This is a genomic window from Helicobacter turcicus, assembly GCF_019711685.1.
GTDB classification, from domain to species: Bacteria; Campylobacterota; Campylobacteria; order Campylobacterales; family Helicobacteraceae; genus Helicobacter_D; species Helicobacter_D turcicus.
Map to the genome: position 1 here is coordinate 13,056 of NZ_JAIGYQ010000001.1, position 15,015 is coordinate 28,070.

At 35.6% G+C, this 15,015-nt stretch carries 11 protein-coding genes; 7 read left to right on the plus strand and 4 right to left on the minus strand.

From position 1 onward, the window contains the following. Positions 1-113 precede the first annotated feature (113 nt). The 3 genes from hsrA to K4G57_RS00070 all read left to right on the plus strand — a co-directional run bounded on the left by hsrA (position 114) and on the right by K4G57_RS00070 (position 2,788). The gene (gene hsrA / locus K4G57_RS00060; RefSeq protein WP_221531149.1) at positions 114-785 is read left to right on the plus strand and encodes a response regulator transcription factor; all 672 of its coding nucleotides are present in this window, start codon (positions 114-116) and stop codon (positions 783-785) included. Positions 786-793: 8 nt separating this feature from the next. Then, on the plus strand, positions 794-1,951 hold the full coding sequence (locus K4G57_RS00065) for a sensor histidine kinase (RefSeq protein WP_221531150.1): 1,158 nt from the start codon (positions 794-796) through the stop codon (positions 1,949-1,951). Positions 1,952-2,029: 78 nt separating this feature from the next. Continuing rightward, positions 2,030-2,788, plus strand: coding sequence for a hypothetical protein (locus tag K4G57_RS00070; protein WP_221531151.1), 759 nt, complete (start codon positions 2,030-2,032; stop codon positions 2,786-2,788). Between the two features lie 80 nt (positions 2,789-2,868). On the opposite strand, the gene K4G57_RS00075 is transcribed toward K4G57_RS00070, so the two are convergent. Next, complete coding sequence (locus K4G57_RS00075) at positions 2,869-4,908, minus strand: ATP-dependent helicase (protein ID WP_221531152.1); 2,040 nt, start codon at positions 4,906-4,908, stop codon at positions 2,869-2,871. A gap of 5 nt (positions 4,909-4,913) precedes the next feature. Continuing rightward, a complete protein-coding gene (fliW, locus tag K4G57_RS00080; RefSeq protein ID WP_221531153.1) occupies positions 4,914-5,303 on the minus strand; it encodes a flagellar assembly protein FliW in 390 nt (129 codons plus the stop codon). A 238-nt stretch (positions 5,304-5,541) separates the two neighbouring features. Between fliW and K4G57_RS00085 the strand changes: the two genes are divergently transcribed. The 4 genes from K4G57_RS00085 to K4G57_RS00100 all read left to right on the plus strand — a co-directional run bounded on the left by K4G57_RS00085 (position 5,542) and on the right by K4G57_RS00100 (position 12,977). Continuing rightward, positions 5,542-8,202, plus strand: coding sequence for a valine--tRNA ligase (locus tag K4G57_RS00085; RefSeq protein ID WP_221531423.1), 2,661 nt, complete (start codon positions 5,542-5,544; stop codon positions 8,200-8,202). 168 nt (positions 8,203-8,370) lie between these two features. Beyond that, entirely contained in the window at positions 8,371-11,862 is a 3,492-nt protein-coding gene (gene dnaE / locus K4G57_RS00090; RefSeq protein ID WP_221531154.1) for a DNA polymerase III subunit alpha, read from the plus strand. Continuing rightward, the gene (locus K4G57_RS00095) at positions 11,850-12,206 is read left to right on the plus strand and encodes a translation initiation factor (protein ID WP_221531155.1); all 357 of its coding nucleotides are present in this window, start codon (positions 11,850-11,852) and stop codon (positions 12,204-12,206) included. The genes dnaE and K4G57_RS00095 overlap by 13 nt, the downstream gene beginning before the upstream one ends. Positions 12,207-12,218: 12 nt before the next feature. Next, on the plus strand, positions 12,219-12,977 hold the full coding sequence (locus tag K4G57_RS00100) for a pseudouridine synthase (RefSeq protein WP_221531156.1): 759 nt from the start codon (positions 12,219-12,221) through the stop codon (positions 12,975-12,977). Between the two features lie 274 nt (positions 12,978-13,251). Here K4G57_RS00100 and K4G57_RS00105 read toward each other — a convergent pair whose 3' ends face one another. Together K4G57_RS00105 and moaC are read right to left on the minus strand one after the other, a co-directional pair. Then, positions 13,252-14,319: a Cj0069 family protein gene (locus K4G57_RS00105; RefSeq protein WP_221531157.1), complete on the minus strand. Its 1,068-nt coding sequence runs from the start codon at positions 14,317-14,319 to the stop codon at positions 13,252-13,254. Positions 14,320-14,535: 216 nt separating this feature from the next. Continuing rightward, positions 14,536-15,006: a cyclic pyranopterin monophosphate synthase MoaC gene (gene moaC / locus K4G57_RS00110; protein ID WP_221531158.1), complete on the minus strand. Its 471-nt coding sequence runs from the start codon at positions 15,004-15,006 to the stop codon at positions 14,536-14,538. Between the last annotated feature and the right edge of the window lie 9 nt (positions 15,007-15,015).

Consider the following 15,015-nt stretch of genomic DNA (forward strand, 5'->3'; position numbering starts at 1 on the left):
ATATTAAAAGAATCTTATTATTTTTTTAATTTTTTATAAAACTTTGTTTAAAAATAGCTAAAAGTATGTTATAATGCTAAGAATTTTTAAATTTATAACTAAGGATAGAAAGGATGAGAATCTTAATTATTGAAGATGAAATTAGCCTTAATAAAACCATTACAGAGGGTTTAAACGAGTTTAACTACCAAACAGATGTTGCAGAAAATTTAAAGGATGGTGAGTATTACATTAGTATCCGCAATTATGATTTGGTGCTTGCAGATTGGATGTTGCCTGATGGAAGTGGGATAGAGATTATTAATCAAGTTAAAAGTAGGTCCCCACGCACGGCAGTCGTGGTGATTTCTGCTAAGGATGATGCGCAAAGTGAAGTGGAAGCGCTAAGGGCTGGAGCTGATGATTTCTTAGCAAAACCTTTTGATTTTAGTGTTTTGGTTGCCAGAATTGAAGCGCGTTTGCGTTTTGGTGGGACAAATTTGATTGAAATTGAAGATTTGATTATTAATCCAGACGAGGAAAAAATTACTTACAAAGGTCAAGAAATTGAGCTTAAAGGTAAGCCATTTGAAGTGCTTACGCATCTTGCGCGTCATAGAGACCAAATTGTCTCAAAAGAGCAATTGCTTGATGCAATTTGGGAAGAGCCAGAGCTTGTAACACCAAATGTTATTGAAGTAGCAATTAATCAAATCCGTCAAAAAATGGATAAACCCCTAAATATCGCAACTATTGAAACAGTAAGACGTAGAGGTTATAGATTCTGCTATCCAAAAGGCGTTTAGAGTTCTCTTTGCAAAAGTCGCTTATATACGCTTTTATCGCCATTGTGGCGGTATTTTCTATACTTTTTTATACTTACGCTCATACAATAACCTACTATAATATAGAATCCAAACTCCAAGAAATCACTAAGCAATATCCTAGTAAGCACTTAGAAGGGATTGTAATTTTGGATTCCAAAGTTTTAGGCGCTCGTTTTGAAAAACGTATTAATGCAGAGAGCGTGGAATATGTTTTGCAAACATCTTTTAAAGATAAAACATTGCAAATTACACAAGATATTACACAAGAAGCTAGACTTTTAAAATTTTTGGGCTTAGCATTGGTATTTTTAAATCTTATCCTTTGGGTTGTGGTAGCAGTGCTGTTATGGCAAAATAAGCGAAATCTAAACTTGGAGCTAAATGCAGTTATTACTGCTTTAAACTCTCTTGAAATGGAGAATTTAAATACTCTTGTGCTTCCAAACAAAACTCCTTTAACTCAAGCATTAAAAGTATTTTTAGAACGTGTAGAGGCACATTATAGAATCCAAAAGCAGCTTTATAGTGGAATCGCGCATGAGTTAAAAACTCCTTTGGCGGTGATTAAAGCAAAGTGTGAAGTTACTCTATTAAAACCGCGTGAAAATGTAGTATATATCAATGCTTTAAAAGAAAATATAGAGAGTGTTAATAGTGCGCAAGCTAGCATTAAAGCACTCTTTAATTTAGTCAATGGTGAACAAAAAGAGAAAGCAAAAGTAGTTAATATTCAAAGTGAGCTAGAAAGCATTGCAAAAGACTTTGTTTTGTTGCATAAAGAGAGAAAATTTAATTATATACTCCAGACACAAGGCTTAGAGATTCCAATAAAATTAATATTTTTAAGACAGATTATTCAAAATTTCTTACAAAATGCTTTTAAATTTACTTCAAAAGACAAGATGGTGTGTCTAAAAAGCTATGTAAAAGATGGAATTTTAAAAGTAGAAGTCTTAGATGAGGGCGATGGAATTAGCCCAAATATTGATGTTTTTGCCCCTTTTAAAAAGAGTGGAGAAAAAGAAGGGATAGGATTAGGATTGTTTCTAGCAAAAAGAGCTGCAAAGGCTCTTGGAGGGGAGATAAAACTAGAAAACCGCGAGGATATGCAAGGAGCAATTGCTACTTTTGCACTTAAAATCTAAGTTTAAGCTCTAAAACTTGTATTTAGAATATAAGATTTAGGAACAAAAATTGCTGTAACACTTATATAAGGAGTTGCTATGCAAAGGATTGTTTTAAGCTTATTTATTCTCTGTGGTGTGGTGTTTGCTGTTCCAAAAGTTGAATTCAAAAATGCTTGTGTCCCCTTAGCGCAATTCTCAAAATCCCAAAAAGAGGTGCTTTTGCGCTCTTATCTTGCAGGGGAGAGTGAAGGATTTGGGCTTACTCTTGCGGCAATTGCATGGAAAGAATCATGTGCGGGTGAGTATAAAATGAATTTTCAAGACCCAAGTGCTGGAAATTTTCATGCTTATATTCCGGGTGTGATTAACCGCTATCCACAGCTAAAGCAAAATGGTTTTACACAAAATATGGTAGGTGCTATGCTTGTAGAAGATGATGAGTTTGCTGCAAAAATTGCGATTTTGGAATTGAAGTTTTGGCAAAGAGAGCATAAGGGCGATTGGAAAAATATTATAAAGTCTTACAATAAAGGTTATAGTTGGAAAAAAAATACAAGTGCAAATGCCCAAGCAGAGAAGTATTATCAAGAAGTAGCGTGGCGTGTTAAGGAGTTAGAATCCTATTTTAAAGGAAAAGATGTGCAACATGTGGCATTAGAACTCCCAAAAGCGCATAAAGAATCTCAAGAAGTAAAAGCACAAAAAAAACAAGAGGATTTTTATGCTTATGGAGAGGATTTTATTGCGCATGATTTTAAATTTTTGCCAATTTATCAGGTGGGTAATGAGTTTGCAGCACCATACATGCCTAAAAAAACGGTGTTAAAAGACTTTGAATTGTTAGAGATTTATTAGGACAATCTTAGATTCCGTAGGTTTAAAATTTTTAGGTTTTTATGGAATCTATTGCGTCAATGGATAATTCTTTAAAATTGTTAAACTAAATGACCGCCCAAAAGCCCTGCTTCATAGAGAAAAATTGAGCCCTCATAGCTAATATTTTTGATTGCATCTTTTTTGGCATAGCTTAAATACAAATTTTCTTTCGCACGTGTTACAGCGACATAAAATAATCTACGTTCTTCCTCTAAGCTTCCACCTCTTTGTATTAGCTTTTTGTTAGGGAAGCGCCCATCCATTAAATCCACAATATAGACTTCGCTAAACTCTAGTCCCTTACTGGCGTGAATACTAAGTAAATGCACACCCTCACCCTCACTCATCTCACTAGAGCCTAAAATCATTGCATTTAAAAAGCGTCCAATGTCATCATAATGTGTTGCTAAATCCTTTAAAAGTGATATTTTACGGCTAATTTTCTCTAAGGATTCCAATCGTTTTTCTTCTAAAATTACGCCCTCTTTTGTGAGTGAGCGTTCTTTAGCAAGTTTTTGGGCAACAATTTGAAAAATCGGTAGCATTTGAATCTTTGCAATGAGTTCATAAGGCTTATTATAGGCATTAAAAAGCTTAAAAAAGCAATACAAAGCGTTTAAAAACTCCACACCATCTTTAGTTAGCTTAGGGTGGCTTAAAATGGGATTATTTTTGAAGCCTTCTTCTATTGGCAGTGTGTGGAATCGTGTGGTATTGCTAAACTCTATAAAATCATCAAAAAGCCCAAGTTGTGTGTTTTGCGTACCTCTTTTAAAAGGCTCTTTAATGCTTTTATTAGGATGTAAAATCCCTTCCCTTAGATTTCCGCATCCTAAAAGCAGCAAGGCTTCATAAATATCCTTTGCTAAGGCATTTCCGATTCCTTTTGCATGGTTTAGTGTTTGGATAAATGCCATCATATCTTTTGGATTAAAAAGCAAGGTGCAGAGATTTAGCATATACACCACTTCTTTGGATTCAAAAAAGCTAATCCCTCCTTTTCGTCGCGTTGGAATCCCAATTTCACGCAAGCTAGCCTCAATTCCATCAGCACTAGAATTGTTTCTAAAAATTACAGCAATCTCATGGTATGGGCGGTTTGAAAGTTTAATTTTATTCGCAATTCCAGCATATTGCAAAAAGAGTTCTTCATACACAAGAAGTGCAGGATTTCCAAAATTTTGCTCCTTTATTACTTCAAGTTTCTTAGGATAAATACGAGGATTTCTCTCAATTACACGATTTGCAAGGTTTAAAATTGGCTCTGTAGAGCGGTAGTTCTTAGTTAGGCTAAAAATCCTGCCATCTATGTAACGTTCCTTGAAACTTCCAATAATACTAATATCTGCACCATTAAAGGCATAAATGCTTTGGTCATAATCTCCCACGCAAAAGATAGAAGGAGGATTTAAAGCCTGTAAAATGGAATCTTGTAGGGGATTTGTATCTTGATATTCATCAACTAGGACTTCTTTGAAAGGTGGGGATTGCGTATTTTCTAACAAACTTGCTTTATAGTTTAATAACAAATCGTTGTAATCTACATAACGATATTCTTTCTTTAGGGTTTTAAACTCTTCCCAAACATCTAAATAAATCTCCGCATACTCTAATTGCTGGGGGTTTTTGCGCTCTAACCATTCTGTAAAATTTTCAGAAATTGTAGCATTAAAATAAAGAGAGAATAAATCATACAAATAGTTTGCACCATAGGGAGTATTTTCTTGCGCATTTAAAAAAATACGTTTGTCATAAAGGCTTTTAAAAAGCACTTTTAACTCTCTTGGTTGTTTTAAAATCACAGAATCCTTAGCTTTTAAATACCGATAGGCAACTGCATGAAAAGTGCCAGCTTCAATGTCTTTAACAATTTTTGTATCAAATCTTGTGCTTAAGCGTGAGAGCATTTCAGTAGCTGCTTTATTTGTGAAAGTTAAAAGTAGAATTTCACTAGGTAAGATTCCGTTTTGTAGCAAAAAAGAGATTCTTCCAACAATAGTAGAAGTCTTGCCGGTGCCAGCAGATGCGATGACTAGATTATGACCGCTCTGTGCCTCACAAGCTTCCCTTTGTTGAGGATTAAGATTGGATAAAGGCAATCAAACTATGCTTTAATATAGTTTTTAATAGATTCTGCAACGCCAAAGTTTGGATAATCTTTTATATTTAACACAACTTGGGCAAGCGTGTTATTATCAAAGTTTAGAATAATTGGTGCTAGGAAATTGATGCGCACTTCTGCTTCTTTTTCGCGTACAAACACACAGAAAACTTTTACATTAGAGCTAGATTTCATATCTAGTAGAGTTTGAATTGCTGTTGGCACTTCAAAAGAATATTCACGCACTTTGTAAGGATTAATGAGTAATAATTCTGCACCACTCTCCATAGACAAAAACGCTAATGCACCATCATCAACTTCTGCAAAACTTACTTCGCTTACATTATCAAATCCTAGAATTGGGGATTTTACTTGAAATTTTTCGCTTTTCATAACACACTCCTTGTCTTATTTTGGTATGGTTTGATTTTACCATAAAGTTTTTTACTTTAAAGCCTATTTTATGAACTTTTTGTCAAAAATAGATTTTAAAGAATCCGATTTTTTGGTAGAATTCTGAAATTAAAAATTCATACTTAGCAGATTAGCAAAAACTATTCCAGTTTTATAAAATACACTAAAACTTGCTAACAAAAGGGCTTTTATGCAAAAAATAGAATCTATTCAAGAGATGGAATCTAAGGACAAAACACTTTTAGCACAGAAAGCAACAAATGCTTATAATCCTAAAGAAGTGGAATCACAATATTATGATTTTTGGGAAAAGGCAGGATATTTTGAGCTTGATGGCAATAAGGCAATTCAAAAAGATGGCAAAAACTTTTGCATTATGCTGCCGCCCCCAAATGTTACAGGGAGTTTGCATATTGGACACGCACTAAATCACACATTAATTGACATTATTACACGTTTTAAAAGAATGGATGGATATAAAACATTATGGCAACCTGGCTTAGACCATGCTGGAATTGCTACGCAAAATGTTGTAGAAAAGCAACTTTTAGAACAAGGTATTAAGAAAGAAGATTTAGGACGTGAAGCTTTTGTGCAAAAAGTATGGGAATGGAAAGAAAAAAGTGGGGGAATGATTTTAAAACAAATGCGCAAACTTGGAAGTTCGCAAGCTTGGAGTAGGACGCGTTTTACAATGGATGATGGTTTGCAATATGCAGTAAAAGATACTTTTGTAAAGCTCTATAATGAGGGTTTAATCTTTCAAGGTGAGTATCTAGTAAATTGGTGTACGCATGATGGGGCACTTTCTGATATTGAAGTAGAATACAAAGAAAACAATGGTAAGCTCTACTATTTGCGCTACTTTTTAGAGAATAGCAAGGATTATATTGTTGTCGCCACAACGCGTCCAGAGACTTACTTTGGCGATAGTGCGGTAATGGTGAATCCAGAAGATACGCGTTTTAAGCATTTAATTGGCAAAAACGTTGTGTTGCCATTATTAAAGCGTAAGATTCCAATTATTGCTGATATGCATGTGGATATGGAATTTGGAACAGGAGCTGTAAAGGTAACTCCTGCGCATGATGTGAATGACTATGAGGTGGGAAAACGTCATAATTTAGAGCAAATTGTGATTTTTGATAAATATGGAATCTTGAATACAAATGCTGGTGAGTTTGCTGGACAAGAACGTTTAAAAGCACGCAAAAACATTGTAGAAAAGTTAGAATCGTTAGGCTTTGTAGAAAAAATTGAAGATTATAAAAATCAAGTAGGGCATTGCTACCGCTGTGGAAATGTTGTGGAGCCTTATATTTCTAAGCAGTGGTTTTTAAAAAAAGAGGTTGCGCAAGGGGCGATTGAAAAAATTAATGCAAATATAAGTAATTTTTTTCCGCCACAATGGAAAAATAATTATAACTCGTGGATGAGGGAATTACGCGATTGGTGTATCTCAAGGCAGCTTTGGTGGGGGCATCAGATTCCGGTGTTTTATTGTGAGAGCTGTGGCGGACAATTTGCAAGTGTAGAGATTCCAAAGGTCTGTAAGTTTTGTCAAAGTGAGAATATTAGGCAAGATCCCGATGTTTTGGATACTTGGTTTAGTTCGGCACTTTGGCCTTTTTCTACGCTTGGTTATGCAAATGGTGAGTTTGGCAAGGGGGTGCTTTGGAATGTAAAGGATATGCAAGAGTTTTATCCTAATTCCTTGCTTATTACAGGCTTTGATATCTTGTTTTTCTGGGTAGCTAGGATGTTAATGATGGGTGAGCATTTGTTAGGAGAGTTGCCCTATCCTGATATTTATCTCCATGCTCTCGTGCGTGATGAATTTGGCAATAAAATGAGTAAATCTAAAGGCAATGTGGTTAATCCTCTAGAAAAGATTGAAGAATATAGTGCTGATGTATTGCGCTTTACACTAGCGATTTTGTGCGCACAAGGACGTGATGTGAAGCTTTCGCATAAACAAATGGAAGTGTCTAAAAATTTTACAAACAAGCTTTATAATGCGACAAATTTTCTACTTTTAAATGCAGAGAGATTTCCAAATTTAAATGATATTGGAGTGCCAAAAACTGCGCTTGGACAATATTTTGCTGAGCTTTTAAGCAAGATAGTTACAGAGGTACGTGAGCATTTGGAATCTTATCGTTTTAATGATGGTGCAAACACACTTTATCGTTTCTTGTGGAATGAATTTTGCGACTGGGGGATTGAGCTAAGCAAGGCAAATAAAGATTCCATTATTGAGCTTGGTGCTGTGTTTAAGGAATCCTTGTTGTTATTGCACCCTTATATGCCTTTTATTAGTGATTATTTGTGGCATAAACTTGATGGTTCAACTCTAGAGCAGAGTGGTTCAATTATGGTGCGTCCGTATCCTAACTTTAGCTACACAAATGTGGAGAATTTCTCTACATTTGGACGCATTGTAGATTCTATTGTGTCTTTGCGTCGTGCAAAAGCAACGATTGATTTAGCAAATCAAAAAATTGCTAAAGCTTATGTTAATGTTGAGATTCCAGAAGCAATGCGCGCACTCTTTATTAGTTATGTGTGCAAACTTGCAAAAGTAGAATCCCTAGAGATTGTTTCAAAAAAGATTCCAAATTGCATTGTGGATATTACAGAAAAATTAGAATCGTATTTGCCAATTACTGATATTGATTTATCTCCTATCATTGCGCGTTTAGAGAAACAAGCACAGAAAGCACAAAAAGAGATTAGCAAATTAGAGGGAATGCTAAAGAACGAAAAATTTGTAGCAAATGCTCCAAAAGAAGTGCTTGAAACTCATCAAAATGCTCTAGTTGAACAAAAACAAAAACTAGAAAAAATTGCACAAGAGTTAAAGATACTGCATCCTTAAGTGCCTTTTTAAGCATTTTAAAATATGGAATCTATTTTGGATTTTGCTTTTATTGGTTGAAAGCTTTTAAAAATTTGCTAAGGCTTATACTTTTATGATTAGAATCTTATATGTATATTAGCAAGGCTAGGCTACAATTCCATAAAAATTCCTTTAAAGGCTTTTAAAATGAGTCAAACTCCAAAATTTACGCATTTACATCTACATACTGAATATTCCTTGCTTGATGGCTTAAACAAAATTAAAACCCTTGCTAAAAAGATTAAAGAATACGGAATGGATAGTGTGGCAATCACAGACCATGGCAATATGTTTGGTGCTATTGAGTTTTATAAGGCGATGAAAGCAGAAGGGATTAAGCCGATTTTAGGAATGGAAGCGTATTTGCACAATGCAGATGAAATTGGTGATAAAAGCAATCAAAGATTCCATTTGTGTTTGTATGCAAAGGATTTAGAAGGTTATAAAAATCTAATGTATTTAAGCTCTCAAGCATGTTTGTATGGATTTCATATGAAGCCACGTATTAGCAAGAAAATGCTAAGGGAACACAGCGCAGGGTTGATTTGTAGTAGTGCGTGCTTAAATGGTGAGGTGCAATGGCATTTAAATACAAAAAAAGACGATAATAAAGGGCGCAAGGGTTATGAAAGAGCAAAGGAAGTTGCGCTAGAGTATAAGGAAATTTTCGGAGAGGATTTTTATTTGGAGCTTATGCGCCATGGCATTGAGGAACAGCAATTTATTGATAATCAACTCTTAAAACTTTCTAATGAAACAGGGATTAAAATCGTCGCAACAAACGATACGCACTATACAAAACAGGGGGATTCCACAGCGCAAGAAGTTGCATTTTGTATTGGTTTTGGTAAAGATTTTGATGATCCAAATCGTATGCGCCACACCGTGCAAGAGTTTTATGTCAAAACCCCGCAGCAGATGGCAGAACTCTATGCGGACTTGCCAGAGGCATTAGAGCACACGCAAGAGATTGCTAATAAATGTAATTTAGAATTGCATTTAGGCAACCCTACTCCACCTAGTTTTAAATTTACACAGGACTATGCAAAGGCTGAAGGGTTAGATTTTACGCAAGATAGTGAGTATTTTGCATATAAGTGTAGAGAGGGCTTAGTCAAACGTCTTGTGAGGATTCCACAAGAAGAACATGCAAAATATAAAGAGCGCTTAGAGAGAGAAATAGAAATTATTAATTCTATGAAATTTCCCGGATATATGCTTATTGTTTGGGATTTTGTGCGTGCAGCAAAAGAACGTGGAATTCCAGTAGGTCCAGGTCGTGGAAGTGCTGCTGGAAGCTTGGTGGCATTTTGCTTAGAGATTACAAATATTGATCCTTTGAAATACGATTTACTCTTTGAACGTTTTTTAAATCCTGAACGTGTGAGTATGCCTGATATTGATATGGATTTTTGTCAAAGTCGTCGTGGTGAGATTTTGGACTATGTAACAGAAAAATATGGGCGACATAATGTTGCGCAGGTAATTACCTTTGGTATGATGAAAGCAAAGGCGGTTATTAGAGATGTGGCGCGTGTTATGGGGATGCCTTATAATGATGCAGATTCTTTTGCAAAACTCATTCCAAAAGAGCTTGAAATCACGCTTGAACATGCTTTTCATAAAGAACCAAAAATCGCAGAATTGATTGCAAAAGACCAACTTGCAAAAAAAGTGTGGGAATTTGCGTTGATTTTAGAAGGAACAAAAAGGAATCCCGGGACACATGCTGCTGCAGTTGTAATAGATTCCACGCAAGAATTGTGGCATAAAGCACCTCTTTATCGCTCACAGCGAGATGGGATTATTGCGACACAATATTCTATGAAATATCTTGAAGATGTGGATTTAATTAAATTTGACTTTTTGGGTTTAAAAACACTTACTGTAGTAGATGATGCACTAAAACTGATTGAAAAACGTTGTGGTGAGAGAATTGACTTTTTAAATATTGATGTCAATGATAAAAAAGTGTATGAAACGCTTCAAAGCGGAAATACGTTAGGGATTTTTCAAATAGAATCTAGTATGTTTCAAGGGATTAATAAAAGAATGCGCCCAAGCACCTTTGAGGATATTATTGCAACCATCGCACTAGGGCGACCTGGACCATTAGAATCGGGAATGGTAGATGATTTTATTAATCGTAAGCATGGCAAAGAGCCTATTGTGTATATGTTTGCAGAATTAGAACCCATTTTGCGTCCAACTTATGGGACGATTGTTTATCAAGAACAAGTTATGCAAATCGTGCAAAGAATTGGAGGATTTTCTCTTGGGGGAGCGGATTTAATCCGTCGTGCAATGGGAAAAAAAGATGCGCAAATTATGGAGGATAATAAAAGCAAATTTGCCGATGGAGCAGTTACACAGGGCTTTGATAGAGCAAAAGCAGAGGAGCTCTGGGAGTTGATTGTAAAGTTTGCTGGATATGGATTTAATAAATCCCACTCTGCCGCTTATGCGATGATTACCTTTGAAACAGCGTATTTAAAGACTTATTATCCAAGAGAGTTTATGGCTGCCTTGCTAACTTCGGAGAAAAATGATACTGATAAAATCGTAGAATACATTGAGGAAGCAAATCAAATGGGAATTAGAGTGCTTCCTCCAAATATCCAAAAATCTGAACTTGAATTTAGTGTTGCTGAAGTGAAGGGTGAGTCCTGCATTCTTTTTGGGTTGGGCGCGATTAAGGGTGCTGGAGAAGTTGCGATTAATATTATTTTAGAAGAACGTAAGCAAAATGGTGAGTTTAAGAGCTTAGAGGATTTTTTAAAACGTATTGACCCTGCAAAAGTGAATAAAAAAGCCCTTGAAGCCTTTATTAAAAGTGGTGCATTAGACGGAATGGGTTATACGCGCAAATCTTTATTAGAGCAAATTGAGGATTTGACAGAAGCGGCAAAAAATGCGCAAAATGCGCAAAAAGAAGCTATCGGTTCGCTTTTTGGCGATGATGAGGAGCTAATGCGTGTGCAATTGGATTTAAAGAATTTAGGAGAGTATAGTCAAAAAGAGATTTTGGAATTTGAAAAGGAAAGTTTGGGGTTTTATGCCTCTGGTCATCCCCTTGATGCATATAAAGAGGCTTTTAGAGAGATAAACTATACGCCTAGTAATCAAATTAAAGACTTAGCTGAAAATAGTAGGATTTTGATTGTTGGGTGTATTGAAGATGTGATTGTGAAGTTTTCTAAAGCTGGCAAACGTTATGGAATGTTAAAGCTTCAAGATCTTTATGGTAGTTTGGAATTAACTGTTTTTGAACAAATGCTTATAAAAGTAGAAGCTTTAGATAAAGAGATTCCTGTGGCGATAAAATGTCAAGTCCAAGAACAAAATGAAACCAAAAAGCTCAAAGCAGAAAAGATTCTAACTTTAGAAGAGGCTAAAAGAGAAATTGTGGATTTTGTCATTGAAAAAGCTGACATTAGCGAACCTTTGCTTGTGCTTCTTGATGCAAGCACACAGAGTCAAAGTTTGCAAAAGCTAAGGGAATTTGCGATTATCCATAGTGGTAAGCGAGAACTTAGAATCCTTTTTAGAACACAAACACAAGAATTAGAGTTAGTGAGTGGATTTAAGGTGCATAGTGAGATAAAAAGCGCATTAAGTGAGCTGCAATGGTGCAATTAGATTTTAGTGCAAAGTTTAGTGATAGGATTGATTGTGTGTGCAAAAAATGTGGGGAGTTAGAGAGTGCTTGTATCTGTGGCAAGGGTGGTGAGTCTAAAATGCGCGATAGCTATTTTTTGGGAATTAATGAAGAAAAGGCAAAAGGCAAGGATATCACGCGTTGTGGAATCTTTTTTGAAGAGAAGCAAGCGATGCAAGAGATATTAAAAGAAGCAAAGAAAAAATTCTCTTGTGGAGGTAGTTTAGATCAAGATAGTAAAGGATTTTGGCTAATTCTGCAAGGACGGCATAAAGATGCGCTGAAGGCATTATTAAAAGCACAGAAATTTCAATTTAAAAAATAACAAGAAGTGAAAATGCGACTCAATCAATACATAGCACACCATTCAAAATATTCAAGACGTGAGGCAGATAAGCTGATTAAAGAGGGTAGGATTACAATTAACAAGGAAATTATGAATGATTTTTCTTATCAAGTGGATAAAAATACAAAAGTGTATCTTAATGGGAAGCTACTAAGGGAGCAAGAGCAATACTCGGTGATTGTGTATAATAAGCCTAAAGGAGAGATTGTCAGTAGGCGCGATGATAGGGGACGCAGGGTTATTTATGACTCTCTTCCTAAAAAATTCTCGCATTTTATGCCTGTGGGGCGGCTAGATTTTGCCAGTGAGGGGCTACTGCTACTTAGTGATAGTGTCAAGGTTGTGCGCGCACTTATGGAGAATGGGTTAGAACGTGTGTATTTACTAAAACTTTCTGGTTTTATCAAAGATAACGTGTTTGATGCTATGGAGAGTGGGATTACATTAGAAGATGCAAGTGCTGGTGGGCATAGCAAAAGCAAAATTAAAGCAATGGAGTTTGCACCATTTGTGGGCTATACTTGTATTAAAAATGTGTCAAAATACTCAAAAATCAAAGTAATTATTAAAGAAGGTAAAAATCGTGAGCTTAGGCGTTTCTTTGCACATTTTGGCTTAGAGGTGTTAGATCTTAAACGTATTGCTTATGGATTTGTTACGCTTAATAATTTACCAACGCAGAAAGTGCGCTTTTTAGAACGTGGAGAATACAATAAACTGCACACATTCTTAGAAAGCTTAAAAGGGTAGTTTGATATTTTGCATTAGAAGGAATTAATTTTTAAATTAAACTTTTTAAAATCAAAGATTCCATAGTAACTTGTAGAAGCGGAATTTATTTTACAGGATTTGTAATATAGGTTTTGCTTTGTGTAGTTTTATAGAATTGTTTTCTAGTCTTTGGTTTTTGTGTGGCGAGTCTAATGGAATTTAATTTTGGATTTTATGTGGATTTATGCAGTTAAAGAAGAAAACTTAACAAAAGGGAAAATCCCCCTCTTGTTAAAAGGTTTGTAGCCGATTTTTAAGCTTTTTTCTCGCTGACAATATCAATGATATTATCGCCAACCATTATGGCGATTTTTGCCATATATTCTTCTGGGCTTGTAAATCCAACACAAGAGCAATTAATTTCACCTAAGATATAGCGGTCTGCACCTTTTTCATCTGTATCTAAAATAAAATCTGCTGTCCAAATGAGTGGTAAATCATAGTTTCCAAGTTTAGATTTAATAGATGGTAATTGTCCTAAAAACCAATCTACAAGTGCTTGCCAATCTTTTGGTTCATCATAGCGGTATTTTGCACCACTAAAAAGAGTTGCAGAAAAGGCATCGCCACCTTCAGCTGGTTTTTTATGCACAACATACACAGGTGTTTTATAAAGCATTAGGATTCTAATTTCACCCTCTTTAATGCGTGGTAAGAAAGTCATATCTACTAACATTCCATTATCGCCAATGATGTATTGCTCACAAAAATCCATAAATTCACCAAGCTTACGCTCTTCGCTGTGGTTATCTTTAGCCTCTGTGCAGATAATTTTTGTATCTAGTGGTAAAGATTCACAAGTATTATAAACACCATCTGCTAATCTTACACGCCAAATCCCCTCACCTGTGGAGCCGCGATTTTGCTTTAGTACGCGTTCACCTTTTGCTAGGCTTTTTGGAAATGTGTTTTTAAATGTTGCAATATCATAATAAGCATAAGTGTCATCTGGCACAAGTGGTGTGTCTGCAAGTTTAGTTAAAGCATCTTTTGCTCCATAACCCACCATTGCATCAGGATGAGGCATACCCACAAGCCCATCAGCACAAAGTTTGCGCAAAACATCAAAATATAATTTTTCTTCTTTTAGATTTCCCGGATTAACGCGTGAAACATAACCATCTGCGTTGTTTCTAACGCGCTTATAAATTGCATTGCGTTCATTTTCATCACGCAAAATAGCATCACTAAAGAATACAACCTCTGCATTCCAACCCTTAGCTTTTAGCGCATTAACCATAGGCATAGTGTCTTTTCTGTGCCCATCTGCGCCTTTGTCGCTTCCACCAACTGCTTCAAAGAAAACAATATTCTTTTTCATGTAACACTCCTTGTTGTTTAAATATAATATTTTGATGTTAGCAGATTTTTACTTATAAACGCACAAAAAATTAGAATCTATAAATATTTTTTAAGTTTTTTGTTACAAAAATTTGCAGTAATAAGATGTATTTTGAAGCAATTTATCAAAGATTATTAGCTTAAAATTAAGTAGTATTGAAACTTTTTAAAGGTGTTAAAGCAGTTAAGGAGTGTTTTAGCGCACAAAATGTCCGCTTTTGCCCCCGCTTTTTTCTAGTAAGCAAATTTCGCTTAGTATCATTTTTTTATCAATGGCTTTGACCATATCATAAATGGTAAGCAGTCCAATATTTACGCCCATTAACGCTTCCATTTCCACGCCTGTTTGTCCAAAAGTCTTTACGCGCACTTTTAAGATAAATGCGCATTCTTCTGGGAGTTCGCTAACATCGCATTTTACACTGCTTAAGAAGAGAGGATGGCACATAGGAATAAGTTCCCAAGTGCGTTTTGCCCCCATAATTGCAGCAACAATTGCAGTTTGTAGCACAGCACCCTTTTTTATTCTTTGTTCTTTTATCGCGCTAAAGGCTTCCTTGCTCATAGTGATCTTGCCACTTGCAATAGCTTCGCGTTGCGTAGAATCTTTTGCGCTAACATCTACCATTTTGGGGTTTTGACGTTCATCTAAATGAGTGAGTTCCATTTGTAATCC

What these genes read in the sequence shown, in the direction of transcription:
- K4G57_RS00100 (WP_221531156.1), top strand. Translation starts at nt 12,219, where the DNA reads ATGCGACTCAATCAATACATAGCACACCATTCAAAATATTCAAGACGT.
- K4G57_RS00095 (WP_221531155.1), top strand. Translation starts at nt 11,850, where the DNA reads ATGGTGCAATTAGATTTTAGTGCAAAGTTTAGTGATAGGATTGATTGT.
- K4G57_RS00085 (WP_221531423.1), top strand. Translation starts at nt 5,542, where the DNA reads ATGGAATCTAAGGACAAAACACTTTTAGCACAGAAAGCAACAAATGCT.
- hsrA (WP_221531149.1), top strand. Translation starts at nt 114, where the DNA reads ATGAGAATCTTAATTATTGAAGATGAAATTAGCCTTAATAAAACCATT.
- dnaE (WP_221531154.1), top strand. Translation starts at nt 8,371, where the DNA reads ATGAGTCAAACTCCAAAATTTACGCATTTACATCTACATACTGAATAT.
- K4G57_RS00105 (WP_221531157.1), bottom strand. Translation starts at nt 14,319, where the DNA reads ATGAAAAAGAATATTGTTTTCTTTGAAGCAGTTGGTGGAAGCGACAAA.
- fliW (WP_221531153.1), bottom strand. Translation starts at nt 5,303, where the DNA reads ATGAAAAGCGAAAAATTTCAAGTAAAATCCCCAATTCTAGGATTTGAT.
- K4G57_RS00070 (WP_221531151.1), top strand. Translation starts at nt 2,030, where the DNA reads ATGCAAAGGATTGTTTTAAGCTTATTTATTCTCTGTGGTGTGGTGTTT.
- moaC (WP_221531158.1), bottom strand. Translation starts at nt 15,006, where the DNA reads ATGGAACTCACTCATTTAGATGAACGTCAAAACCCCAAAATGGTAGAT.